Annotated in this window: 26 protein-coding genes; 11 read left to right on the plus strand and 15 right to left on the minus strand. The window is 69.8% G+C overall.

Annotated elements, in window-relative coordinates; all coding sequences use genetic code 11:
* The first annotated feature begins 174 nt into the window (after window positions 1-174).
* Window positions 175-774 (plus strand): TetR/AcrR family transcriptional regulator, encoded by a 600-nt coding sequence (locus OG933_RS42450; protein ID WP_405632653.1) that lies wholly within the window; start codon window positions 175-177, stop codon window positions 772-774.
* Window positions 775-1,079: 305 nt separating this feature from the next.
* Window positions 1,080-2,282 (plus strand): PP2C family protein-serine/threonine phosphatase, encoded by a 1,203-nt coding sequence (locus OG933_RS42455; protein ID WP_362533335.1) that lies wholly within the window; start codon window positions 1,080-1,082, stop codon window positions 2,280-2,282.
* A gap of 71 nt (window positions 2,283-2,353) precedes the next feature.
* Here OG933_RS42455 and OG933_RS42460 read toward each other — a convergent pair whose 3' ends face one another.
* Window positions 2,354-2,734 carry a MerR family transcriptional regulator gene (locus OG933_RS42460; RefSeq protein WP_362533332.1) on the minus strand — a complete coding sequence of 127 codons (381 nt, stop codon included), beginning with the start codon at window positions 2,732-2,734 and terminating at the stop codon, window positions 2,354-2,356.
* Window positions 2,735-2,850: 116 nt separating this feature from the next.
* On the opposite strand from OG933_RS42460, the gene OG933_RS42465 reads away from it, so the two are divergent.
* Window positions 2,851-3,924, plus strand: a complete 1,074-nt coding sequence (locus tag OG933_RS42465; RefSeq protein WP_405632656.1) for an alkene reductase — start codon at window positions 2,851-2,853, stop codon at window positions 3,922-3,924.
* Window positions 3,925-4,012: 88 nt separating this feature from the next.
* On the opposite strand, the gene OG933_RS42470 is transcribed toward OG933_RS42465, so the two are convergent.
* The gene (locus OG933_RS42470) at window positions 4,013-5,731 is read right to left on the minus strand and encodes a SpoIIE family protein phosphatase (RefSeq protein ID WP_405632659.1); all 1,719 of its coding nucleotides are present in this window, start codon (window positions 5,729-5,731) and stop codon (window positions 4,013-4,015) included.
* Between the two features lie 193 nt (window positions 5,732-5,924).
* Between OG933_RS42470 and OG933_RS42475 the strand changes: the two genes are divergently transcribed.
* Window positions 5,925-6,770 carry an RNA polymerase sigma factor SigF gene (locus OG933_RS42475; RefSeq protein ID WP_405632662.1) on the plus strand — a complete coding sequence of 282 codons (846 nt, stop codon included), beginning with the start codon at window positions 5,925-5,927 and terminating at the stop codon, window positions 6,768-6,770.
* Window positions 6,771-6,821: 51 nt separating this feature from the next.
* On the opposite strand, the gene OG933_RS42480 is transcribed toward OG933_RS42475, so the two are convergent.
* Both OG933_RS42480 and OG933_RS42485 read right to left on the minus strand, forming a co-directional pair.
* Entirely contained in the window at window positions 6,822-7,286 is a 465-nt protein-coding gene (locus OG933_RS42480; RefSeq protein ID WP_362533322.1) for an ATP-binding protein, read from the minus strand.
* 313 nt (window positions 7,287-7,599) lie between these two features.
* Window positions 7,600-8,511: an aminoglycoside phosphotransferase family protein gene (locus OG933_RS42485; protein ID WP_362533319.1), complete on the minus strand. Its 912-nt coding sequence runs from the start codon at window positions 8,509-8,511 to the stop codon at window positions 7,600-7,602.
* Window positions 8,512-8,830: 319 nt separating this feature from the next.
* Between OG933_RS42485 and OG933_RS42490 the strand changes: the two genes are divergently transcribed.
* Window positions 8,831-9,379 (plus strand): DUF1062 domain-containing protein, encoded by a 549-nt coding sequence (locus OG933_RS42490; protein ID WP_405632667.1) that lies wholly within the window; start codon window positions 8,831-8,833, stop codon window positions 9,377-9,379.
* Between the two features lie 104 nt (window positions 9,380-9,483).
* Here OG933_RS42490 and OG933_RS42495 read toward each other — a convergent pair whose 3' ends face one another.
* The 4 genes from OG933_RS42495 to OG933_RS42510 all read right to left on the minus strand — a co-directional run bounded on the left by OG933_RS42495 (window position 9,484) and on the right by OG933_RS42510 (window position 11,997).
* On the minus strand, window positions 9,484-10,080 hold the full coding sequence (locus OG933_RS42495; RefSeq protein ID WP_362533315.1) for an HD domain-containing protein: 597 nt from the start codon (window positions 10,078-10,080) through the stop codon (window positions 9,484-9,486).
* 207 nt (window positions 10,081-10,287) lie between these two features.
* Window positions 10,288-10,518, minus strand: a complete 231-nt coding sequence (locus OG933_RS42500; RefSeq protein WP_362273196.1) for a hypothetical protein — start codon at window positions 10,516-10,518, stop codon at window positions 10,288-10,290.
* A gap of 84 nt (window positions 10,519-10,602) precedes the next feature.
* Window positions 10,603-11,286: a hypothetical protein gene (locus OG933_RS42505; protein ID WP_362533312.1), complete on the minus strand. Its 684-nt coding sequence runs from the start codon at window positions 11,284-11,286 to the stop codon at window positions 10,603-10,605.
* Window positions 11,287-11,496: 210 nt separating this feature from the next.
* Window positions 11,497-11,997 carry a hypothetical protein gene (locus tag OG933_RS42510; protein ID WP_362533309.1) on the minus strand — a complete coding sequence of 167 codons (501 nt, stop codon included), beginning with the start codon at window positions 11,995-11,997 and terminating at the stop codon, window positions 11,497-11,499.
* Window positions 11,998-12,399: 402 nt separating this feature from the next.
* Between OG933_RS42510 and OG933_RS42515 the strand changes: the two genes are divergently transcribed.
* Complete coding sequence (locus OG933_RS42515) at window positions 12,400-13,098, plus strand: tectonin domain-containing protein (protein ID WP_142268321.1); 699 nt, start codon at window positions 12,400-12,402, stop codon at window positions 13,096-13,098.
* 134 nt (window positions 13,099-13,232) lie between these two features.
* On the opposite strand, the gene OG933_RS42520 is transcribed toward OG933_RS42515, so the two are convergent.
* The 4 genes from OG933_RS42520 to OG933_RS42535 all read right to left on the minus strand — a co-directional run bounded on the left by OG933_RS42520 (window position 13,233) and on the right by OG933_RS42535 (window position 14,543).
* Window positions 13,233-13,580 (minus strand): hypothetical protein, encoded by a 348-nt coding sequence (locus OG933_RS42520; RefSeq protein WP_405632672.1) that lies wholly within the window; start codon window positions 13,578-13,580, stop codon window positions 13,233-13,235.
* On the minus strand, window positions 13,580-13,750 hold the full coding sequence (locus OG933_RS42525; protein ID WP_405632675.1) for a CsbD family protein: 171 nt from the start codon (window positions 13,748-13,750) through the stop codon (window positions 13,580-13,582). The genes OG933_RS42520 and OG933_RS42525 overlap by 1 nt, the downstream gene beginning before the upstream one ends.
* 206 nt (window positions 13,751-13,956) lie before the next feature.
* Complete coding sequence (locus tag OG933_RS42530) at window positions 13,957-14,340, minus strand: hypothetical protein (RefSeq protein WP_020132044.1); 384 nt, start codon at window positions 14,338-14,340, stop codon at window positions 13,957-13,959.
* Entirely contained in the window at window positions 14,337-14,543 is a 207-nt protein-coding gene (locus OG933_RS42535) for a hypothetical protein (protein ID WP_078615999.1), read from the minus strand. Before OG933_RS42535 ends, OG933_RS42530 begins: the two co-directional genes overlap by 4 nt.
* A gap of 170 nt (window positions 14,544-14,713) precedes the next feature.
* Between OG933_RS42535 and OG933_RS42540 the strand changes: the two genes are divergently transcribed.
* The 4 genes from OG933_RS42540 (at window position 14,714) to OG933_RS42555 (ending at window position 18,824) form a co-directional block, all read left to right on the plus strand.
* A complete protein-coding gene (locus OG933_RS42540; RefSeq protein ID WP_405632679.1) occupies window positions 14,714-15,481 on the plus strand; it encodes a hypothetical protein in 768 nt (255 codons plus the stop codon).
* Between the two features lie 785 nt (window positions 15,482-16,266).
* Window positions 16,267-16,428, plus strand: coding sequence for a hypothetical protein (locus OG933_RS42545; protein WP_405632680.1), 162 nt, complete (start codon window positions 16,267-16,269; stop codon window positions 16,426-16,428).
* A 278-nt stretch (window positions 16,429-16,706) separates the two neighbouring features.
* Window positions 16,707-18,227 carry a catalase gene (locus OG933_RS42550; protein WP_054237796.1) on the plus strand — a complete coding sequence of 507 codons (1,521 nt, stop codon included), beginning with the start codon at window positions 16,707-16,709 and terminating at the stop codon, window positions 18,225-18,227.
* A 264-nt stretch (window positions 18,228-18,491) separates the two neighbouring features.
* Window positions 18,492-18,824, plus strand: coding sequence for a putative quinol monooxygenase (locus OG933_RS42555; protein WP_362533296.1), 333 nt, complete (start codon window positions 18,492-18,494; stop codon window positions 18,822-18,824).
* 80 nt (window positions 18,825-18,904) lie between these two features.
* Here the strand turns inward: OG933_RS42555 and OG933_RS42560 are convergent, their stop codons facing one another.
* Together OG933_RS42560 and OG933_RS42565 are read right to left on the minus strand one after the other, a co-directional pair.
* The gene (locus OG933_RS42560) at window positions 18,905-19,384 is read right to left on the minus strand and encodes a hypothetical protein (protein WP_362533293.1); all 480 of its coding nucleotides are present in this window, start codon (window positions 19,382-19,384) and stop codon (window positions 18,905-18,907) included.
* Between the two features lie 243 nt (window positions 19,385-19,627).
* Window positions 19,628-20,191, minus strand: coding sequence for a TetR/AcrR family transcriptional regulator (locus OG933_RS42565; protein WP_405632684.1), 564 nt, complete (start codon window positions 20,189-20,191; stop codon window positions 19,628-19,630).
* A 140-nt stretch (window positions 20,192-20,331) separates the two neighbouring features.
* On the opposite strand from OG933_RS42565, the gene OG933_RS42570 reads away from it, so the two are divergent.
* Window positions 20,332-21,642 carry an oxygenase MpaB family protein gene (locus tag OG933_RS42570; protein WP_405632687.1) on the plus strand — a complete coding sequence of 437 codons (1,311 nt, stop codon included), beginning with the start codon at window positions 20,332-20,334 and terminating at the stop codon, window positions 21,640-21,642.
* An 8-nt stretch (window positions 21,643-21,650) separates the two neighbouring features.
* Here the strand turns inward: OG933_RS42570 and OG933_RS42575 are convergent, their stop codons facing one another.
* Window positions 21,651-23,051 carry a hypothetical protein gene (locus OG933_RS42575; protein WP_405632690.1) on the minus strand — a complete coding sequence of 467 codons (1,401 nt, stop codon included), beginning with the start codon at window positions 23,049-23,051 and terminating at the stop codon, window positions 21,651-21,653.
* Between the last annotated feature and the right edge of the window lie 459 nt (window positions 23,052-23,510).

Consider the following 23,510-nt stretch of genomic DNA (forward strand, 5'->3'; position numbering starts at 1 on the left):
GCGGGGTGGGTGCACGGGACGGCGCTGACGGTGGCCACGGACTCCCGCGCGGAACAGGCCGGGGCTATGGTTGAACCCAACCGGACAATCGTCCGCTACCGGCAAACGTAACGGACAGTTGTCCGCTTAGCAAGGGTGGGGTTCGGCCGGCCGCGCACCCCCGAGGAGAGTCGAGTGCAGCACAAGAAGGACGCGCCCCTGCGCTCGGACGCACAACGCAACCGTGAGCGCATTCTCGAGGTGGCCCTGGCCGAGCTGACGCTGTGCCCCGACGCCCCGCTCAGCGCGATCGCCAAGAAGGCGGGCGTCGGACAGGGCACCTTCTACCGCAACTTTCCCCACCGCGAGGCCCTCGTCCTGGAGATCTACCGCCACGAGATACGTCAGGTCGCCGACAGCGCGGCCCAGCTGCTCGAACAGCTGCCGCCGGAGCAGGCCCTGCGCGCCTGGATGGACCGGCTGGCCGAGTTCGCCATGACCAAGGCCGGACTCGCCGACGCGATCCGCCTCGCCACCAGCACACCGGGCGGCCCCGAGAAGCCGACGCACACCCCCGTCACCGACGCGGCCGAACTCCTCCTGCGCGCCAACGACGCGGTGGGCGCCATCCGGCCGGGCATGACCCCCGACGACCTGGTCCTCGCCATCGGCGGCCTGTGGCAGCTGGCACCCACGGACGACTGGCGCCCGCGCGCCGCCCGGCTCCTCGACCTCGTCATGGACGGGTTGCGCGCCGGTGCGCCCGGGGCCGGCGGCCAGGCTCACCCGTCTTGACCCGGGCGCCGGTCGGTGCCAGGTCCGTCCGGTCGAGTTCGGTACGACGTGCCGTCCGCCCCGCGGAACCGGTCGGCCCAGGACCACGGCGAGCGCCTGGACCGGAGCCCGGCCCGCCGACGTCTCGTTCGTCGGCCGGTCCGGGGCGGACACGAACAGACCTCCTTCGGGACGCTGGTGGGCGAACACGGCGTCCGGCAGGGCGTTTTCCGTCTGACCCGCCGTCCTGACCAGGCAAGACGAGGAAATTGGGTGATGTTGCGGAGAGTCGGGGAAGAAGATGCGACAGCCGATAGGAGGTTGTCGTGGAGGGTGGAGATCTGGAACTGGGCGAATTGCTGGCCGCCGCGGAGGCGGCGCCGCCCGGTGAGTCCGTCGACGTCGTGGCGCACGATCTGCAGAAGCGGTTCGGCGCGGAGCGAGTGTCCTTCCTGTTCGTCGACCTCATCGGTCAGCGACTGGTACGGCTCGTCGCGGCCGGCGACGAGGCGGCGGACGATGCGGACGATGCGGAGCCGATCGACCTGGACGGCAGCGTGTACGACAGCGTTCTGCGCAGCCAGCGTCAGCATGTGGAACCGGACGGCCAGGGCGGACGGCGCGTCATCACGCCGGTAACCAACCGCGGCGACTGCATCGGCGTCCTGGAGGTCACCCTCCAGTCCGCCGACGACACGGTGCTGCGGCAGGTCCGCGACGCGGCACACGCGCTGGCCTACATCATCGTCACGGACCGCCGCTTCACCGACCTTTACCACCTGGGCCGGCGCACCACCGAGACCAGCCTGGCCGCGGAGATCCAGCATCAGCTGCTTCCCTCGGCGCCCTGCTGCGAGGCGGACGAGTTCACCCTCGCCGCCGGGCTGGTCCCGGCCGACGACATCGGTGGCGACACCTACGACTACACCCTGGACCGCGGCACCCTGCACCTGTCCATCACCGACGCCATGGGCCACGACACGAACTCGGCCCTGCTGGCCACCCTGCTGGTCGGCGCGCTGCGCCGGGCCCGCCGCAGCGGCTGCGACGCCCTCAAGCAGGCCCGCCACGCCCACGAGGCCCTGCTCAGTCACGGCCGTGGCCTGGCCACCGGGCAGTTGCTGTGCGTCGACCTCGAAACAGGTCTGTGCGAACTGGTCAACGCCGGTCACCCCCGGCCGCTGCGGCTGCGCGACGGCATCGTCGAAGAGGTCAGGCTGGCCGTCAACCTGCCCTTCGGAGTGGTGGCGCCCACCGCCTACCGCGTACAGGAACTGCAACTGCGGCCCGGAGACCGGCTGGTCCTGCTGACCGACGGAATGCAGGACCGCGACGCCGCGGCCGTCGACCTGGCTTCGGTCATCCACGACACCCGCGCGCTGCACCCGCGTGAAGCCGTCCGGAGCCTGACCGCCGCGGTGCTCGACGCCTGCCGCGGCAACCTCAAGGACGACGCCACGGTCCTGATACTGGACTGGCACGGAAACCGCCGCCGGCCGGACGAGTCCGGACCCGCCCCGCTGAGATGAGCCGCAGCGACCCGAGTCGTGTCAGGCGTACGGCGCACGACGGCTTTTAGAGGCGGCCCGGGGTTCGCCGCTCAACCGGCCGCCGTCGCCGCCCCCAGCTGTTCCCGGTGCGCCCGGGCCGAGGCCATCAGCCCGTCGAGGGCGTCCCGGGTCCGCACGAGGTCGGCGATGTGGGCGGAGAGCCGGTCGCGTTCCAGCGCCATCCGCTCCAGCGCGGAGTCGGAGTTCGCCTCGCTGGGCGCGTCGACGCAGGGCAGCAGCTCGGCGATGGTGCGACTCGACAGACCCGCGGTGTACAGCGCTTGGATGAACGCGACCCGCTCGACCTCGTACTCCGTGTAGTGCCGTTGCCCGCTGGCGCTGCGGGTGCTGGTGAGCAGCCCCTGCTCTTCGTAGTAGCGCACGGACCGCACACTCACTTCGGCCCGTGACGCGAGCTCCCCGATCCGCATGAAGTCCTCCCGGCTGTGTCTCACGTCACAACAGCTTGCCTCTGACGTCAATGTGAGGTTTTAGCGTAGCCGTTGTGCCCGACAACCGGGCGCCGCGGACCGCCAAGGAGCCCGACATGACGACCCTTTTCACCGGCTACCGGCTCGGCGACCTGACCCTGCCCAACCGGGTGGTCATGGCCCCGATGACCCGGGTCCGGGCCGCCGCCGGCGGACTGGCCACGCCGTCGATGGCGGCCTACTACGCCCAGCGGGCCACCGCCGGACTGATCGTCAGCGAAGGCGTGCAGCCGAGCGTGATCGGACAGTCCAACCCGGGAACACCGGGACTGCACACCGATGAGCAGGTCGCCGCGTGGCGGCCCGCGACCGAGGCGGTCCACGCCAACGGCGGACGGATCTTCGCCCAGCTCATGCACGGGGGCCGGGTCTCGCACCCCGACACCACCGGCATGCAGCCGGTCGGGCCCTCGGCCGTCCCCGCCGTCGGCGACGTGTTCACCCCCACCGGGCCCCAGGCCGCCCCGATGCCCCGCGCCCTGGCCACCGCCGAAGTGCCCGAACACGCCCGGTCCTACGCCCAGGCCGCCCGCCGCGCCATCGACGCGGGCTTCGACGGCGTGGAACTGCACGGCGCCAACGGCTACTTGATCTCGCAGTTCCTCTCGTCCAACGCCAACCTGCGCAACGACCACTACGCGGGCTCGATCGCCAACCGGATCAGGTTCGCCGTCGAGGCCGCCACCGCCACCGTCGAGGCCGTCGGCGCGGCCAGGACCGGCATCCGGCTCTCACCCGGCGCAACGTTCTGGGGCGTGGAGGAGAGCGATGTACCCGAGCTGTACACCGCGCTGCTGGCCGAACTGGCCCGCCTCGAAGTGGCGTACGTGCACCTCGAGGCCACCACCGACGAGGAGGTGCTCCTCACCCTGCGCCGGGCGTGGCCGGGCGCCCTCGTCATCAACCCCGTGGTCCCCATGGGCCCCAAGCAGACCGGCCGGGACGACGCCGACCACTGGCTGGCCCTGGGGGCCGACCTCATCAGCTTCGGCCGTGCCTTCATCGCCAACCCCGACCTGGTCGAGCGGCTGCGCGGCGGGCTCCCGATCGCCCCCGTCGACGAGAGCACGTACTACCAGGGCGGCGACGACGGCTACCTGACCTATCCGGCCCACCAGTACGCGGCCTGACCGGCTCGACCGCGAGCGGCACACAACGAGCCGAACCGGCACGGGCGTGGGCGGGAGAAGCAGGAGGCCGGCGACCGGAGCGTAGGGGTCACGGCCGGCTGGGCGCCCGCAAGGCGAGCAGGGCGACGTCGTCGTCGTTGGCGGCCGGGCGGACCCGGCGCAGCAGCCGGTCGGTGAAGGAGTCCAGCGGGCGGTGGGCGAGGGCTGCGGCGTGCCGGCGCAGTCGGTGCAGGCCCTCGTCGAGGGTGTGGCCGGGTTCCTCGATCAGGCCGTCGGTGTACAGCAGGAGGGTCGATCCCGGCGGCAGCAAGGCGGTGCCGTCGGTGCGGGGCTGGCCGGCTCCGGTGCCCAGGAGGATGCCGTGGCCGCCGGTGAGGTAGTCGGCCAGGCCGTCATGGCTGATCAGCAGGGGCGGAGGGTGGCCGGCGTTGCTCCAGGACAGTTTCCACCGGCCTTCGTCGGCCTCTTCGACCCGGGCGAGGATCATGGTGGCCATGGTGACGTCGGTGATGTGCATGACCGCCTCGTCGAGGCGTTCGACGATCCGGCTGGGGGGCTCCGGCAGGGCCCAGGCGTAGGCGCGGAGCATGTTGCGCACCTGGGCCATGCCGGCCGCCGCCTCCAGGTCGTGTCCGACGACGTCGCCGATGGCCAGGGCGGTGGCGCCGTCGGACAGGGAGAAGGCGTCGTACCAGTCGCCCCCCACCTGCGAGGCGTCGGGCGCGGGCAGGTAGCGGACCGCCATCTGCAACCCGGACACGCGCGGCATCTGCGGCAGCAGATGGTTCTGCATGGTCTCGGCGACCTTGCGCTGGCGCTGGTAGAGGCGCGCGTTGTCCAGAGCCAGGCCGGCGCGCCGGGCGATGTCCTCGATCAGGGGAAGGTCGGCGGTCTTGAAGTCCCCCGGCTGCCCGGCGCGGCCCAGGGTCAGGGCGCCGAGGACGGCGCGGGTGCTGCGGATGGGCGCGATGGCCGCGGAGTGCACTCCGGTGGCGTCGAACAGGCGGCGCTGTTCGACCGCGATGCCGGAATCCGGCGGCCCCTGGTAGGTCTGCGGGCCGGCCAGCGTCGAGGCGACTCCGCGCAGGGCCCTGGACAAGGGCATCGGGGATTCCTCGGGGACCGGCGGCATCGGTCCCTGAAGTTCTTCGTGCGGCACCAGGGCGTCACCGTCCGCCTCGACGACGACAGTGCGCCACACCTCGTCACGTTCGGTGATCAGATCGATGATGACCCAGTCCGCCAGCCGGGGCACCACCAGAGTCACCAGCCGCTGCAGCGCCTCGTCGACATCAAGGGTGGAGGTCAGCTGGGTGGTGGTCGCGGCCAGGAGCGCGAGCCGTTCGAGGTCCGGCAGCAGGGTGCCCGCCTGCCCCGGCCGCGCGTCGGTCTCTTGCGGTTGCCGGCCGTGGAACAGGACGAGCGTGCCCCGTTCGCACCCACCGAGAGCGAACGGGGTGATCAGCCACGAGATGGGCCGCGCGGTGCCGTCTCCATGTGCGAAGTAGTCCTCCTCGGCCTGAGCGGTGCCCCCGGCGTGGAAAGCCTGCCGCATACGGCACTGGGTCCTCGGCAAGGGCTGGCCGTGGGCGTCCCGGTGCAGCAGGTCGTGCGCGTCATGGCCGAGGAGATCTTCGGCCGGCCGGTCCAGGAACCGTTCGGTGCGCGAGTTGACGGCGAGGATGCGGCCCTGCTCGTCGACGACGTAGGCTCCGGTCCCGAAGGCTTCCAGCACCTCGGCGACCGCGGCGGCAGGCGCCGACAGAAGCCGTCTCGCGTGGCTCTGCGTGTGCTCCGGTCCTGGCATGCCCTGATCTCCTCAGCTGGCGGGCAGCACGTCCGTTCGACGTATCCGCTTGTTCCGACTGCCCCGTACCGATGAATCCCACCCTCCGGGTGAGCGCCGGCATAGGTGCACAATGAGGGGGTATCCGCGCGGCGGTGCCGGTTGCGTCCAGCCGGCGGAGGCGATCGGGCTTCGATACCGGGAGGGGCAGGTCATGGAACTGATGAGGGCGACGGCTACGGACACGCAGGCGCGCGAGTTGCCGGAGGTCGGCGACCCCTCTCGCGTCGCGCCGAGGGACGCCCGCGAGCTGTCCCGGCTGTTCTTCGACCGGCTTGCGGTGCTGGAGGAAGGCACGCCGGAGCACCAGTATGCGCGCAACACGCTGATCGAGATGAACATGTCGCTCGTCCGCTTCGCGGCCGGCCGGTTCCGCAGCCGGGGGCCGGAGGAGATGGAGGACATCGTCCAGGTCGGCATGATCGGCCTGATCAAGGCGATCGACCGCTTCGACCTCTCCCGGGAGGCGGAGTTCACCTCCTTCGCCATCCCCTACATCGTGGGTGAGATCAAGCGGTTCTTCCGCGACACCACCTGGGCCGTGCACGTGCCTCGCCGGCTCCAGGAAGCCCGCGTCCAGCTCGCGCGCGCCACGGAGGAGCTGCGCAGCCGTCTCGGCCGCACCCCGACGGTGAAGGAGCTGTCGGAGCTCATGAGCCTTTCCGAGGAAGAGGTGTGCGAGGCCCGCCTCGCAGCGAACGGCTACAACTCCTCCTCCCTGGATGCCGCCCTCAGCGGCAGCGAGGACGGCGAAGCGGCGCTGCAGGACTTCATCGGCGCCGAGGACCGGGGCCTGGAGCTGGTGGAGGACTTCCACGCCCTGGCCCCGCTGCTCGCCGAGCTCGGTGAGCGGGACCGGCAGATCCTCCACATGCGGTTCGTGGAGGAACTCACCCAGGCCCAGATCGGGGAACACCTGGGCGTCTCGCAGATGCATGTCTCCCGACTGCTGTCGCGCACCCTCGCCCGGCTGCGCGAAGGTATGCTCACCCCGCACTGAGGCGGCGCCGCGAGCGAGGCGGGCACACCACCAGCATCGGCCTGCGACCGCTCAGGCGGGCATGCTCCGGCCGACGGGCGGGCGCAGGCGGAGCTGGGCGACGATCTCCTTGCCGGTTTCCAGGGCGATGGTGTGCAGCTGGTCGCACAGCCGGGTGACCAGGTACAGGCCGTGCCCGCCGACGCGGCGGGCGTCGTGCGCGCGCAGTTCGAGCGTGCGCGGGGAGCTGTCACGCACGGTGATGCGCAGCAGGGCGGCATCGGGCGTCACCTCCAGCGCCAGGTCGCCCGGACCGGGTGCGTGGCGCAGCGCATTGGCGACCAGCTCACTGACGACGAGCTGGGCGTCCTGGCTCGGCCGGTCGTCAGGGGGGTGGCCGGCGTCGGCCAGCAGGGTACGTACGGCTGCTCGGGCTTCAGCGATCGATACGTCTTCCGTGTCCCAGGCGGCGCTGTATCGCAGGGGCGCCGCGGTTTCCTGTTCATCCGATTCCCGGTTCTCCAGCGCGGTGACCATAGAACTCTTTCCCGTGGGTCGTTCCTCGTCGTTCGTCACAGTTGTCGTTGTCGCATATATCCGCCTACCCACTGTCGCCTCGCTCATGGGGCATTCCTGCCCTCGGTGACGGACGCGAGGGACGGGGCGGGCGCCCGTGAAGTACTCGTGCGGGCCGCAGGAGGAGACCTGGGACAGACCCGCAGGGTGGCCGGGCGGCCCTGGACCTCGCCGGACAGCTCTCGGCCGGCTGCGTGCGTGACCGGCCTCGCTGCCGGACGTCGAAGCCGGCCCCGGCGCACGTCACCGTGCCCGCGCCTCACACCGCCTCGGCTCAGCCCAGCGTGTCCAGCAGGGCGGTGACGTAGGCGTCCAGTCTCTCTTCCGCGGCCCGCGTCGTCAGCTCGGCCCTCCCGGCCTCCCGCCACGGCCGCGTCACCCATTGCAGGCCCGCCGCGAACGCCAGCCCGTCGAGCAGCCGCCAGTACAACCGCTCGCTCGCGGCCGCGGCCAGCACCCCGCCGGCCTCCTCATACGCCGCGGCGAACCGCAGACCCCACGCCGGGCCGTGCAGCAGCGCGAGGTTGGTGGAGCAGTGCGCCACATCGAGATCCGCCGGACCCCAGGAGGTCTGCACCCAGTCGACGACCCCGGTGATCCGGGGACCCGCCGGGCTTCGGGGCACCACGTCGAACAGCACATTGCCGGGGTGGAAGTCCCGGTGCAGGAACCGCCCCTCATAGGGCGGCGCAGGCCGGCGGATCACATCGGTCGCCGCCGCCCATGCCGCGGCGTCGGCCCCCTCCGGAGGGACGACGGCGTCGGCCGTCGTCCATGCCTCGTACGCCTGGGGCCGCTCGGCGGGCCGTAACGCGTGGATCGCCACGAGCTGGCGGGCCAGCAGGGGGACGCGCGCCTCCAGTCCCTCGTCGTCCAGGACCGTCCGGCCCGCCAGATGTGTCATCAGGAGCGACGGATACTCGCACTGCGCGGCGGTCGGATCGACCGCGACCGGTTCGGGAGCCGGTACATCGGTCCCCGCGAGCAGGGCGAGGACGCCGGCCTCGCGGTTCAGCAGCTCCTCGGCGTTCTCCACGAAGGACGGGTCGACGAAAGTCCGCAGGACCAGATCGCGGGTGTCCCCGTCCCGCGTCCCGACGGTCAGCCGCCGCATCTCAGCGGTGATGCCACCGTGCAGCGCCTCGGTTCTGACGATCCGTTCGCCGACGTCCAGATGCCGGCCCACCCAAGCCAGGGTCGACGGTCGGACGGCCCCGGTCCCACTGCGGTTGGTCACCGAGCCAGCCCATCATCCGGGCGGCGGCCCACGCAAAAGCTTTGTCGGAGGTGATCTGCCGGACTGGACCTGGCGGTGAGGCGCCGCTCGAAAACCGGTGGAACAGCGCCGCTGTGCGCCACTACCGTGCTGCCGAACGAAGTCGTCTGGGCAAGGATGTGCCGTTGTACACCGTGTGAGACCTCCCGAGTGCTGATTCGTCGCGCGTCGCGCATGTGCGCCGCGCTGCTTTTTGCTGCGGACTTCTCACTGAAACCGGTGTACTTCTGTGCTCAATAGCTGGGTGGTCACCCCCACCTGCCTGCCGACCGTTCTCCGCCGTTGCCACGCGTGCGCGTCCGATCGCTTCCGGGCGAACGGCAAATTTCGCGTCAACGCGAACCACAAGCTCCTCGATGCCTGGCTCCTCGCGCTCTGTACCGCCTGCGGGGACACGGCAAAGCTCACGGTCCTGGAGCGGATGAACGTGCGCTCCGTACGTCCTGAGCTGCTGGACCGGCTGCACGACAACGACCCCGCCCTGGCAGCCGAGTTGCTCCAGGACCCGGCCGTGCGGCGCCGTAATCGCATCGCCCTCGACTGGGACGACGCCTGGCGTCTCGACACCGGCGGATCGGATCACCTGGACAGCGAGGTGATCGACGTCTCGGTCCGCTTCGCGGCTCGGATCCCTGTCCGGCCGGTGCGACTCATCGCTGACGGCTGCGGTCTGTCGCGGGCCGAGGTCGAGAGGCTGATCACGGAGGGGAGTCTCGTTTCGGCAGTCCGGCTGAGCGGCAGGCTCTCCGGCGACTTCACCTTCACGCTCAAGCGCTGAGCCCTCTTCGGGACCGGGGCCTGTCCGGCAGTTTCGCCGGACAGGCCCCCAGCCTGTCGTTCGCGAGCGCCCGCGCGGTCGCCGTCGCAGGGTCGCCGCCGGCCTCAGACCTGCGCGTGGCCGTATCGCTCCCTGACCGAGGTCAGGTCGGGTTCGCCGAACCGGGCCCGCAGGAGGCCGAATGCCTGGACCTTGTCCACGCCGAACTTCTCCACGCGCGTGGCATAGGTGTCGGCGGTCAGGAACGTAGGGGGATTCGTCTTGCTGTGGAACTTGTCCGCGTACATCACCAGTTGCTCTTCGACGGTCTCGGCCAGATAGTCGGCCTCGGGTATGCCGAGCCCCTGATTGCGGACGTCGTGCCGGGTGAGACCCACTCCCGTGTGGCAGGAGCAGAAGCGGCGCAGGCGCTCCGGGAAGCCCTCCTCGTGGAGGAGCTCGTAGCCGAGGACGCCATGGCGGATGTAGTTGCGGTGATCGATGTGACCGGCCTGGTCGTACAGCCGGTAGACGCCGATGTCGTGGAGCAGGGCGCCGACACGGACGAGGTCGGCGTCGACGGGGAGGTCCGTCTGTGCGACAAGCTGCTCGGCGATGCCGCTGACGATTTCGCAGTGGGTGAAGACGAGGTCCAGAGCCTCGTCCGATGGCGCGTACCGCTCGTGCAGCGCGCGTATTTCATCGACCGTCGGAAGGATCACTTCGGCAGCGTACCGAACTGCACCTGAAGGGGCCCGGGTTGGCCCGCTCGGGCTGCGGTCGGGGCCACGCGTGGCCTGAGGTGATCAGTAGCGGTGTCCTCTGCGGGGCCCTGGGGGTGAGTGCCGCCTGCATTCGGGGGGCGCCGTCGGCTGTCGGCGTGCTCGGTTTGATGGGGGGCGTGCACTGGGGGAGTACGGGAGTGCGCGTCATTCCCCGAAGGGGTAGGGCGGGCATTGCCGGCTTGACGGGTGCGCCCCGCAGTGCGCGTCCAGACCTCGCCATGCCAGGACCAGCGCGGCAAGGGCCGCGGCGAGTACGCACAGGTAGAGGATCCACCACCGCAGGGCCGCCCGGGGCGGCCCCTGCAATGTCGACAGGCCGACGCCCCCCGTGAGCAATACGACCCAGCCGAGCACGAACACCAGCAGAATCAGCACGCGGCCTCCGAGGTGGTCGTCCAGCGGGCGGACAAGTCAACACGGGTGGACGAGTGAACGGTAGTGCGCGGGACGACCCGGCTGTCAGGGGGTGAAGACCTCGTCGAGGCGGTCGATGGCTCCGCTGCCGTCGAGGTGGTAGGTGAAGACCAGCCCGGAGTTCGGGTGTGCCTCGAGCCAGTCGAGGAACTCCTGGACGCCGATGGGCTGGTTCTCGGTGCTCTCCACGATGGGGTTGGTCACGGTGACGTAGGCGGCCTGATCCATCGGGATGTAGGTCTCTTTGCCGACTGTCTCGAACGGTGCGCCGTCCGAGTCGGGCGAACCGCAACCCCAGTTGCCGTACTTGACGATCAAGCTGAGAGATCCCCCCTCCGGCGTGTAGCGGTAGACCGCGACCTCGTCGGGGGAGATGGGCATCTTGTGGTCACAGTCGTCGGCATCGCCGTCGGCGCCCGCCGACCCCGTCGCCGTGGGGGCCGGGGGCTTGGAGGCAACCGGGACGACACTGGGGGACTTGACCCCGCTCCCCGCGCCCGTGGAAGCCGCCGTGCCGGGCTTCTTGCTCGTCGCGGCGGCGTCCGCCCCTGTCTTGGCGCCGGTGCCGATCGCCGTCGTCGCGCTCGGCTTGGCCTCACTGCCGGCGCCCGCCGTGCCGCCGTCCCCGGAGCAGCCTGTGAGACCCAGCGCACTCGCGGCGCACACGCCCAGCACGACCGCTCGGACGGCGCCCGGTCTGCGGCGGCTCTTCCTCGGCGGGTGGTTCATGTTCGTCCCCCAACTTGCTTGTTCGAGATCTCCGTGAGCCTTGGCGGCTCGGGAGGAAGGGACGAGTTTCAGCCGCCGGCAGTTGCGCCCTGGCCAATTTGTTATGTGTCGGTCGTGTACGCGTCCACACCTGAGGTGGGAACCAACGCGGCTCGTGCGTCTGTGGGCCGAGGCGTCCAAGACCTCCCCGACGGTGCGGCAGCGGGTCGGTTATGCCTGCGTCCAGGCTTGGAGCAGGGCCTCCCGCGCGTGTTGCTTCGGTGTTGCCTCCTGGCCGTGCTCGGAGCCCCAGGCTTCGAGGGCTCGCACGTCCGCGGTTCCCGCCACGAAGCGGGCGAGCAGGTCCTGGGAGAGCGCTGTCTCCTCGGCGCCGTATCCTCCGGCCGCCGCCGAGTACACCGTCACCTGCTCCGGCTCGTACTCCGTTTCCAGCCGCAGCGTCATCGCGGTCGGGCCCTCGCCGATGAAGGCGCCGGCCGCGGCCGAGATCACCGATCCGACGAGCTTCGACACGCGGCCCGACGGGCTCTCGGTGGGCACGTCCTCGATGACCGCGGAACGGAGTTCTTCCCACGTCCACGTCCGTGAGCCGTCTGGGTCCAGGGCTTCCGGCCCGTCGGAGGTCAGCCGGACACCACCCCCGAAGGCGGTCGGCGGCGACCCCACGTACACCGCGTCCGAAGTGATCCAGAACAGTCCGACCATCGCCACGCCCGACTCCCACTCTCGTTCTCTCCGGCACGGCCCCCGCCCGCAACCCATACCGTCCGGCTGGAGCGGAGCGCCGCCGACACGCCGTGGCGCCGTGCCGGGACGATGTCGCCGCTCACGGGGCCGGCCCTCCGGTGCGCCTGCGGCCGGGGCTGGGGCGTCTGGGCCGGACGTCCTCAGCGGCGGGGACATGGTGCCTCCATGTGGGTTACAGCGTTTCTGGCCTTTCGGGAGCCGCCACCGACTTTCCGGTTCCCGTGCTCCCGGAGGGCGGGGTGGTACCAAACATCGATTTCTGGATATTTTAAGCGGTCAATCGGCATATAGCGCTGTTTAGGTGTCCTAGTCGCATCGCATGTACCGGATGCAACGTGCAGTGTGCGACGTGAAAGGGGCACAGGCATGGCTGACTGGAAGCAGATCTCCGGTGGTCTGACGACGATCTCGGTGGGGTCGCGGACCCATGTGTGGGGGGTGAACTCCTCGGGGCAGATCTACCGGTACACCGGGCACGACGCGAACCCGTGGGTCGGTATCCCGGGGCGTGCGGTGGACATCGGTGTGGCCGCGGACGGGACGGTGTGGCACGTCAACTCCGCGGGTGGGATCTTCCGTTACACCGGGGACCAGGGCTCCACGGACTGGGTCGGCGTCAGCGGCGGGTTAGCCCGCATCTCGGTGGGGTCGCGGACTCACGTGTGGGGCGTCAACTCGCTGGGGCAGATCTACCGGTACACCGGGCACGACGCGAACCCGTGGGTCGGTATCCCGGGGCGTGCGGTGGACATCGGTGTGGCCGCGGACGGGACGGTGTGGCACGTCAACTCCGCGGGTGGGATCTTCCGTTACACCGGGGACCAGGGCTCCACCGACTGGGTCCCGGTCTCGGGAGGTCTGTCGCGCATCTCCGTCGGCTCCCGGACCAACGTCTGGGGCGTCAACTCCTCCGACCAGATCTACCGTTACACCGGCCACGACGCCAACCCCTGGACGGGCATCCCCGGCGCCGCGGTCGACGTCGGTGCTGCCGCCGACGGCACCGTCTGGGTCGTCAACTCGGCCGGCGGCATCTACCGCTACACCGGGGACCAGCCGAGCTGACCTTGTGAGCAAGGCCGTGCGGGTCCCGGTCCACCGTGACCGGGACCCGCACACCGATCGGCACATCGACCCGCACATCGCTCGCCCGCTCAAGGGCACGGACGGGCCACCTCGCATGACGCCTGCGGCAGGTGCTAGAGCTGGAGCAGTCGACGGGTGATCTCCCGGTACTGCCTCAGCGCGTGCCGGAGTTCGTCGGACGGGGTTGCGGAGTCCTGGTCCTCCCAGGCGGCACGCAGGGCACGCCGCTGTTCCGCGAGGGCGTCGACGAGTTGGGCGGCGGCTTCGTCGTAGGCGCTCTCCGCCTCCTCCAGTGCCTCGCGCGGGGTGTCGGTGAAGGTGTTGAGGGCGTGCCCGAGGAGCAGGGCGATCTTGTCCCGATCGCGCAACGGGAGCAGCGGCTCCGGGCCCGGGGTGCGGCGCTCGGCGGGGCGCCCGGTTTGTCCCGCGGGCTGCTGGGCGCGTGTTTGGTCGTACATCATCAGGTGCCGCTTCCGTTCCGCCCGAAGGCGCTCTTGGTCTTCTCCACGGCCTGCTTCAGACTCCCGGCGACCAGGATGATCCTGCCCGGGTGCGGCTGCGGCTGCGGCTGCGGTCGAAGTCGTTGTTCGGGGGTGACCTGGCCCAAGCCTTCGATGGTCCCGTCCTGCATCGTCTGCGCCGTGTCTCTGATCGGCCGGGCGGAACGCATCACCTGTGTCTCGTAGTGGCCCGACCCTGTGCCGTGCTGCCAGTCAACGTCCGGCGCGGGCGGGTGTCAACGCGGTGACCATACGATCCGGGCCGCAGCGCATGACCCAGGCCGCGATATTCGCACCGAGGTCGAGGAGCCCGTTCCTGTCGTTCGATTCCAGCGCCTCACTCGGTTCGCCAGGACTCCAGGCGCTGCGCGATGGTGCGCAGATCGGCTTCCTGCGCGCGGACCGCCCGTGCGAGCTCGTACAGTTCGTCGTCCTTGGCCTGGAGGGGCTGACCGGAGACGTGCATGTACTGGCTGGTGCAGGCCCAGCCGATCACCAGGTTGTAGTCCGTGAAGGGGCGCAAAAGCAGCGCGGTGTGCAGGAAGGTCGCGGCCCGGGAGCCGATCTCCTCGTAGTAGAGGACGCCGCGCTCCCGCTCGAACTTGTGCCGGTCGGCCATGATCGCCAGAGTGCCCCAGTCCGCGATGGGCACGTTGAGCGGGGAGATCGCCGACTGGATCTGCAGGACCCAGCCGACGTCGACACGGATGATCGGGCTCACCGCTGTCCCTCAGGGAAGCGGGCGGCGATGCCGGGCAGGATCCGGGCAGCTTCGGCGACCGCGCCTTCGACGAAAGAGATCCGGTCGGCTTCCTCCACCGTCACATCGTGTACGTGCTGCTTGAGACTCCGGCCCGTCAGAGCGGCCCGCTCGCGCAGCCGTGCCATCTCTTCTTCGCTGAATTCCACATTGAGTGCAGGCATGGCTTCACGGTACCGCCATTGGTACCGCACGCGGTACCCGACTGGGGCGAGCAGGTCAAGGCCGCTCCGGCCGCGCAGCACCCTGCTCTGAGTACGCCTACTCATGCCGACCCGCATCGGGGCGGCGACGATGGGCTGGTTGTGCGGAACGTACGAACGGGAGGCGGGGCATGGGCAGGTTCCTGGGGGCGGTGGCAGCCGTCGTCGCGGCGGCCGCGGCGTTGGTCTTCGCATACGTGGCAGGTGCACCGCCCGCGGTGGTGCTCGCCGTCGGGGCGGGCGTGCTGAGCCTTCTGTGGCTGATGCTCCTTCTCACGCTGCCCTGGAACCTCTACTTCCGTGCGCACGCGGTGCTCGCCGAGATCGCGGTGAGCCGGGAGAAGGGCATCGAGGTCTCCCAGGCCCGGGATGCCGAGGCCGCTCGGATCGCCCGTACGATGCTGCGGACGGCGGTCGCGGGTCATGTCCTGACGGTGGCGGTCGTCCTCTCCGTGACCTGGGCGACGGGTGAGTTCACGGGCTACTGGTTCGCGGCGTTCTTCCTGCTGAGCACCTTCTTCCGACCGGCCGGCGCGTATTTCGGCCAGCTCCGCCGGCGTCTGGGCACGCTCCTGAAGGACGTCACGTACCCGCGGGACGACGTCGTCGAGGTCCGGGCCCGGGTGGACCGCGCCGAGGCCGGGACGCGGGCCCTGGAGGAGAAGGCGGAGGAACAGTACAAGGCCCTCGCCGAACTGCGCCGCACGGTGGATGCGCTGGCCATGAGCACGTACGAGCGGGCCGAAGAGGTCGACCGCAGAATCGTCGCGCTGGGGCGGGAGTTCGAGTCCACGGTGAACCGGCTCACCGACAATCAGGACATCATCGCGGGCGTGAAGGCGTTCCTGCGCCTGCTGCGCACCACCGACGTAACCGACAGCGCCCCGACCTCCGGGTGACAGGGGCCTGATGGCTGGAGGCGCGGCAGCGCCACCCCGCACAGGAACAGATGCGCCGTCGGCGCGGCGCCCACCGCTTGAGAACACCTGCGGGCTGGCTGACAGTGGGAAGCATGAGCCGCCACCGAAGTCCACCACGCAGGGCGCCGTGGATCGTGGGTGGGGCAGCCGTCCTTGTGGCGGGTGGCCTGGGAATCTGGGGGCTGACGGCATCGGACGGCGGTACCCCTCGGCCGACGCCGTCGGTCTCGAGCGACCTGTCCTTGCCCACGCTCGACCCACTGCCGTCCCTGACGGCCGAGCCGGAGACCTCCAGTACGGCGCGTCCCAGCCCCACGGAAACCCGGGCCGCCCCCTCCACGGCGACGGCCGGGCACCCCACGCGCCCCAGCGACCAGGGGACAGCCGGCCGCACCCCTTCCCCCTCGCGGTCTTCGGCCGTGCCGATGAAGACATCGGCGCCGGCAACGTCCGAGACGCCCGCACGGTCACCACGGCCATCGCTCACTTCGCTGGCACAGCCGCGACCGTCAGCACCAGCAACAGCAACAGCAACAGCAACAGCAACAGCAACGACAGCGCCGACGCCGACATCGACATCGACATCGACATCGACCATGTCCGTACCGGCCGTACCGGCCGTACCGCCCGTACCGTCCGCGCCATCCGTGTCCGCATCGCCGTCGGTGCCGACCGTCTCCGCACCGCCTTCTACCCCGGTGCCCGCCCAGTCACCGACGGCCGAAAGCAGCCCGACGGCAGCGACGATTTGGTACACGTCCTCTGTGGCTCAGGCCGCTGCTCAGCGCATGGCCACCTCGGGGACGGTGGGTGACCCGGCGTGCTCGCTGTCGGCCCTGGGCGACCCCGACCCGAATCTGGTGCCGCAAGCCGGCCGCATCGGTATCGGTACGTACGGCCAGTACTGGTGCCTGATCTGGCAGTGATCGCTTCGCTCTCCGGGCACTCTCCGCCGGCGGGCGGTCGGGCCGGGAACAGCACCCCGGCCGCTCTCCTCGCTGCCGGGACGTTTACCGCAGCCGCTGCGGGTCACGCGGCTGACGGAGAGCGAAAGGCGCCACCAGGATCCGCTGAGGACGATGCGAGCGTGTCCGTGCGGCCCGAGCCGGGGCAGGGAGTGTTCCGCCCCCTGCGCCGGGCGGACGTCCGGGCGTCAGCGCCGGACCAGCCCGCTCGTCGCAGCCGCGAGACGAAAGGCAGACGCATGACGGAGATCCGACCCGCCACCACGACCGACTCGGGCGCCCCGGCGGAGAGTGACGAACACTCGCTCACCGTGGGGCCCGGGGGACCGATCCTGTTGCAGGACGCCTATCTGATCGAACAGATGGCGCAGTTCAACCGGGAGCGGATCCCCGAGCGCCAGCCACACGCCAAGGGAAGCGGGGCCTTCGGCCGCTTCGAGGTGACGCACGACGTCAGCGCGTACACCAAGGCAGCCGTGTTCCAGCCGGGTACGCGTACCGACCTGGTCACCCGCTTCTCGACCGTGGCCGGCGAGCGCGGCAGCCCGGACACCTGGCGTGACCCGCGCGGCTTCGCGGTGAAGTTCTACACCAGCGAAGGCAACTACGACATGGTCGGCAACAACACGCCGGTGTTCTTCGTGAAGGACCCGATGAAGTTCCAGCACTTCATCCGCTCGCAGAAGCGCCGCGCCGACAACAACCTGCGCGACCACGACATGCAGTGGGACTTCTGGACCCTTTCCCCGGAGTCCGCCCACCAGGTCACCTGGCTGATGGGAGACCGCGGCATCCCGCGGACCTGGCGCCACATGAACGGCTACACGTCCCACACCTATATGTGGATCAATGCCGAGGGTGAGCGGTTCTGGGTGAAATACCACTTCAAGACCGATCAGGGTGTCGAGTGCTTCACCCAGCACGAGGCCGATCAGATGGCCGCGGTGGACACGGACTACCACACGCGTGATCTCTTCGAGCACATCCGGGACGGTGACTTCCCCAGCTGGACCCTGCACGTGCAGGTGATGCCGTACGGGGACGCGGCGGGGTATCGATTCAACCCCTTCGATCTCACCAAGGTGTGGCCGCACGGCGACTACCCGCTCATCCCGGTCGGCCGCATGACGCTCGACCGCAATCCCACCGACAACCACGCCGAGATCGAGCAGGCGGCCTTCCAGCCCAACAACCTGGTCCCCGGCATCGGACCGAGCCCGGACCGTATGCTCCTGGCCCGGCTGTTCTCGTACGCGGACGCGCACCGCTACCGCATCGGTGCCAACTACCAGCAGCTTCCCGTGAACGCACCCGTCGTCGACGTCCACACGTATTCGAAGGACGGGGCGATGGCCTACCGCAAGACGACCGATCCGGTCTACGCGCCGAACTCCAAGGGCGGCCCCGAGGCCGATACCGCCCACTACGGCAGCCCGCCCAGCTGGGAGGCCGACGGCGAGATCACCCGTAGCGCCTATGTCTCCCACCCGGAGGACGACGACTGGGGCCAGCCCGGCACCATGGTGCGCGAGGTCCTCGACGACGACGCCCGCGACCGCTTGGTCGACAACGTCGTAGGACATCTCCTCAACGGTGTCACCGAGCCTGTCCTCGAGCGTGCCTTCGAGTACTGGTCGAACATCGACGAATCCATCGGCAAGCGCATCGCGGACGGTGTGCGAGCCAAGGCCGACGAGAAGGATCCCAAGGCCGCCGAACAGGGCAATCCCGCACGACGGGCCATGCAGCACAAGGCATGAGGCTCACTCGGCACCGCTGAGTTGCGCCCGAGCCCTCGGACGAACAGCACACCGCCGACGCTCAGCGGCACGCCGGCTTCGCGCCGGGAAGGCGACGCCTGCGCCGACGCGAAGTCCGCCGCCGTCGAGCGTCGTGCGCACACCGGCTCGTCGGCGAGGGCCGGGTGCGCGGCCGTGGCATGGTCGGTTCCTGACGAGGCCGCCGACGGCCCGGCGAGGGGTGCCGCCACCCCGAGGGCCGTCCACGACACACCAGGAAAGCTCATGATCTTCATCACCGCCCGGTTCCGCGTCCTTCCCCAGCACGCGGACGACTGGCCCGACATCACCCGAGGCTTCACCCTCGCGACGCGCGACGAGCCCGGGTGTCTCTGGTTCGACTGGTCGCGCAGCGTCGACGACCCTGCCGAGTACGTGCTCACCGAGGCGTTCCGCGACGACGAGGCCGGTTCGGCCCACGTCTCCTCCGAGCATTTCGCCGCGGCCTGCGCCGAGCTGCCGTCGTACCTCGCCGAGACCCCCAGGATCGTGAACGTGACCGTCCCGCAGAACGACTGGTCCCTGCTCGGGGAAATGGCGGTACGGGACGACCGCTGACGCATCCGGTCCGGCGCCCCGGCAACAACCGGGGCGCCCTCGACCGGATGCAGTGATGGCGATCCGTCCGGCGCGGTCGGTCAGACTCGGGTGACGCTGAACTCGGGGTTGAAGTTCTGCTTGAACTGGTCGACGGTCACGGTGTGGATCTGGGCGTCCGCGGGGTCCCAGTAGCGGACCGCGTCGGGCTGGCCAAGCGCTTTCCCGATGGCCAGGGCGACCACGAAGTGGTGGTCGATGGCAACGGCCGCGGGGAACATCTGGCGGAGCTTGTTGCCGTCCCAGTCGGGGGAGTACCAGCGCGCGGGCAGGCGCAGCGTCGGCCCGCCGGGCAGCTGGTTGAGACGCTCGACCAGCAGGTTGGTGTTGGCGGTGTTCTGACCGTGGGTGAGATCGCCAAGTGCGGTGTGGGTGGCCACCGTGCTCCAGGGCAGCCCGGCCACCGCGCCGAGGCAGAAGGCCCAGCACTCCATGGAGCCCGGGTCCTGCATGCGCGCCGTGTGCGGCAGGGACTCCTTGCCGTAGAAGGTGTAGCCGTTGTCTTGCCACTGAATGGACATTTTTCCTCCCCTGTACGCAGGCCTGCCGGGACCCGACATGTCCGTCAGGCGGAACGGCAGGTGCATTCATCGTGAAGGTACCGGGAAATGCCGTTTGCAGTGTGAATTAGTGATATCTCACCAATAAACATATTGTCCGATAGGTTTTCTTGTGTTGCTCGTGTTTTCAGAGACGAACAGTGGTGCGACGGTGGTGGACGGCCCTGCCGGACGGCGTGGCCGGCCTTCCGGTCAAGGGCAGCGTCACGGTGGCGGCCTGAGGTAGTTGAGAGCGAGCCGGGTGAGTTCCTCGAGGAACTGTTCCCTCGGTATGGGAGGCCGGTCGAGCAGGTAACGAACGGTCAGGTGCTCGACGGTGCGCACCAGCATCCACACCGCCGCGTCGAGAGGCGTGTCCGGGCGCAGGCCTCCGCGCTGTGTCGTCAGATAGGCGCGGACCAGCTCGCCGATGCGCTCTTCGAAGGCCCTCAGGGCGCGGCCGTCGTCAAGCCGCGGGCCGTGCTCGACCGCGGCGCGAAGAAGCGGCGGCTCGACGTCGAGTCCGTCCAACAGCGCTGCCAGCGTTGCCCGGACGATCACGGGCGCCGGCTGCTCGAAGCAGCCGGACATCCGGGTGGTGACGCTGGAGACGAGTGTGTCGCTGTAGCGTTCCAGAACCGCCGAGACGATGGCGTCCTTGTGGGGGAAGTACTGGTACAGCGAGCCGGGGCTGATCCCCGCGGTCGTCGCGATCCGACTGGTCGACGCGCCCTCGTAGCCGTACTCGGCCAGGACCTGCCGACCTGCGTCCAGGATGCGTTCCACCATCGCCCGGGACCGCTCCTGGCTCGGCCTCCTGCGCGGTGAAACGCGAGCGGCCGTGCTGCCACGCGCGTTTCGGCGAGGCGATGACATGGGCGTCAGCAGACGAATTGAACGCGAGTACGACAGACAGTCAGCATCGACTCATGGTCGCACACGAGCCGCAGCAGCGTGATACCCCCGTCGGGCCGAGTGACGTGACGACGCCCCCCTCTCCGTCCTCTCCGTATCCGCGACGCTTTCGCGCGACCGAGGGCCTCAACCGTCGTCTGGGCAGACCGCTGCGGCTGTTGCTGGGACGCCAGGGCAAGGTCGATCCGGCCTTGTTGGCGGCCATCGGCGAGCGGTTGACGACACGCGACGAACTCGGAGCGGCCCTGGCGGGCGCCCTGCGGATCACTGACACGGCGCATCCGGACCGGGTGACCATGAGGCAGTTCCGCACCGCGCTCGCCGACGGGATCGACGCGCTGGCGAACCCTCCCGCGGCGCTGCGGGAATTCTTCGCCGCAGTGGAGCCGGTGCCGGACTGGGTCGACTTCGATCTGGTCGACGAGGGCGGCCGGGTGGCCCGCAGGTTCGGCCGCAACGCCGCCGACGTGATGCTCCAGTTGGCGTTGATCGGCTCCTACCGGTTCGACGGACCGCCTCGTCTGCTGGTCGAGACCGGTGGCCTCACCGGCGGTTCGGCCCTGCGCAGGGTTGCCGAGACCCAGCATTGGGCCACCGCGGTCACCGGCCACGACGCCATGCGCCGCTCCGGTCCGGGCTTTCGCCTCACCGTGCACGTCCGTCTCATGCACGCGCTGGTCAACCATCAGGCGGAGCACAGCGGGCAATGGGACACCGAGCGCTGGGGGCTGCCGGTCAACCAGTCCGATCTGGCCGCGACCCTCGGCCTGTTCAACGCCGTCCAACTGCTCGGCGTACGACTGCTCGGCGTACGCGTCACCCGTGCCGAGTCTCGCGCGCTGATGCACCTGTGGAAGTACGTCGGCCATCTGCTGGGCGTGGACGAGGATTGGCTCTGCGATCACGAACGGCTCCAACATCGTCTCAACTACCACCTGTTACTCACCCAGAGCTACGGCGGCCCGGTCGGCCCGGCCCTCGCCAACGCGCTTGTGGAGGCCCAGACCGCCCTGCACTTCGCCCGCTTCGCCCGTGTGCGCCGCGCCTACGCCCGAGCGCGGCTGCTGAGCATGCTGCGGTACTTTCTCGGCCGCCGCGGCGTGCGGGACCTGGACCTGCCGGTGGCCCTGCCGTGGGCGGTGCCGCCCCTGCTGGCCGTCAACCTCCTGCGCTACAACGTCCTCGGTCGCACTGCGGCGGGCCGCGCCTACCTGCTGCGCAGCGGAGACCGGTTCATCCGACGGAACCTGCGGCGCTACTTCGGTGAACATGCCCCCGATGTCGGGGCACTCGGGGTCGGGCCGTCGGCAGGACCCTCGCGCTGACGGAGACCTCAGGGAGCGATACCGACGCCGTCGATGCGGCTCCAGGACTTCTCCTGAGCGGCGGTCATGGCCGGCCAGACGAGTCCACCTGGCCGTGCGTTGACCCGTGAGGCGTAGGAGCTCGGGTGGAAGTCCGGAGCGTAGTGGCAGCCGGTGCCGTACGCAGGGTCGAACCGCGCGCAGGACGCCGCGATCGACCCGGGCGTCGGCTTCTTCCCGGTGCGCACCCACCTGTCCAGGGCGAAGACCGAGCCGGCGTATTCGGAGTCGCTCAGCGCGCTGTGCTCGCTCTCTTCGGTGAAGGTCTGCACCAAGTGCTCTGCCCGATGCGCTCCTTGCAGGGTGGCGCGGTAGGCGGCCTCGTGCTGGACGAACGCCGTCGGATCGTCGATCGCGTGGAGCGTGAGGACCGGAATGCCGACCTTGCCGGTGAGGTTGCTGTCGTAGGACAGGTCTCGTACGGCGGTCGGGTCGGCGGAGAACCGCTCGACGCCGGCGTTGAGCGCCTTGTCGTCGTGTGAACCGGAGTACCGCACACCCATGTTGCTGAACGGATTGCGATCGCCGAGCCGGTTGTGCACGATGTCGCGGAAGGTGAAGGTCGCGAACTGCAGATGTGCATCCAGGGTTCGCTCGGGGATCTTCGTGACGTTGAGGATGTCGTCGAGGTTGCGCTGCTGCAGCGCGGTCCGATCCTGCGGGGCGGAAGCGTATCCCGTGCATTCCAGCAGGCGGGCGCGGAGCCCGGCCGCTGTCATGGTCGAGCCGGGGCGCAGCCCCTCCCACAGCGGGTACTGAGGCTCGCTGGGACGGGGGTGGTTCTGGCAGTAGTACTGGTAGACCACGCGCAGGTCGACCCGGTAGTCGTACCCGCGTGAGCCGCCGCCGAGGACACCGCTGGTGAGGAGGGCTCCGTCGTAGGGGCCGTTCTTCTTGCCGTAGACCTCCACGACCTTGGCGGCGACGTTCCCTCCCCAGGACTGGCCGTGCACATAGGTCCGCTTCGGCCTGCCGAACTCCCGGACGAACAGGCGGCGCAGGTTCTCGGTGTCGGCGGCAGCCATCCGGGTGCCGTAGCCACCGCGACGGTAGGACGAGCCGGCCCAGGCGTACCCCTCCTTCGCCATGACCGACCAGCGGTCCAGATCACTGACGCTGCGGGCGGGGTCGGATCCTTCGCCGAGGTCGGGCCCCCCGTGGGCGTGCACGACGAGCGAGCCGTTCCATTTCTTGGGGACGGCGATCGCGTAGTGGGCGCCGTTCGTATCCTGACCGGTGTAGCACGTGGCCCTGCCCGCCAGGCTCGACGGGCAGGTGACGGATGCCGGACGGCCCGCGTCGGCGCGGGCGGAAGGTGCGCCGGTGAGAGCGCCGATGACCACCCCGGCAAGGCAGGCGGCCGACCACACGCGGCGCTGCCTACCGGATCGGAACCAGTTGGGGACGTGTGGATGCGTTCTGGACCTGTCCAAGGTGTGGCTCTTCCCTGTCCTCGGGGGCGCACCGTTGCGCCTCGCGTCGCGATGCTAGGAAGGCCGCAGCCGAGGGGCCACGCTCTTGATCGTTGTGTTCATAGTGTTCGCTCGGCAATGCGCCGACTCGCAGGAAGACCGGGGAGCGGGTGCCTTCCGCCACAGGGCGGTCATGGCGGACCCACCTCGTCAGGAGCTCCGAGCGGGCATTGCGTCCGTCGGGCCGCGATGGCATTCGCCTCTCACGGGCGGTGTCCCGTACCGGATCGTCCTCATGGGCATCCGAACGCTCGAGGTTCGGGCCGTCATTCCGATCGGCCGACGCAATTCGCCGGTGAACGTTTTCTCAACGCCGCTGAGAAGGATGCGCCTCATCGCGGGCCGTTGTCGAATGAT

Source organism: Streptomyces sp. NBC_00016 (assembly GCF_045040885.1).
GTDB classification, from domain to species: domain Bacteria; phylum Actinomycetota; class Actinomycetes; order Streptomycetales; family Streptomycetaceae; genus Streptomyces; species Streptomyces coriariae.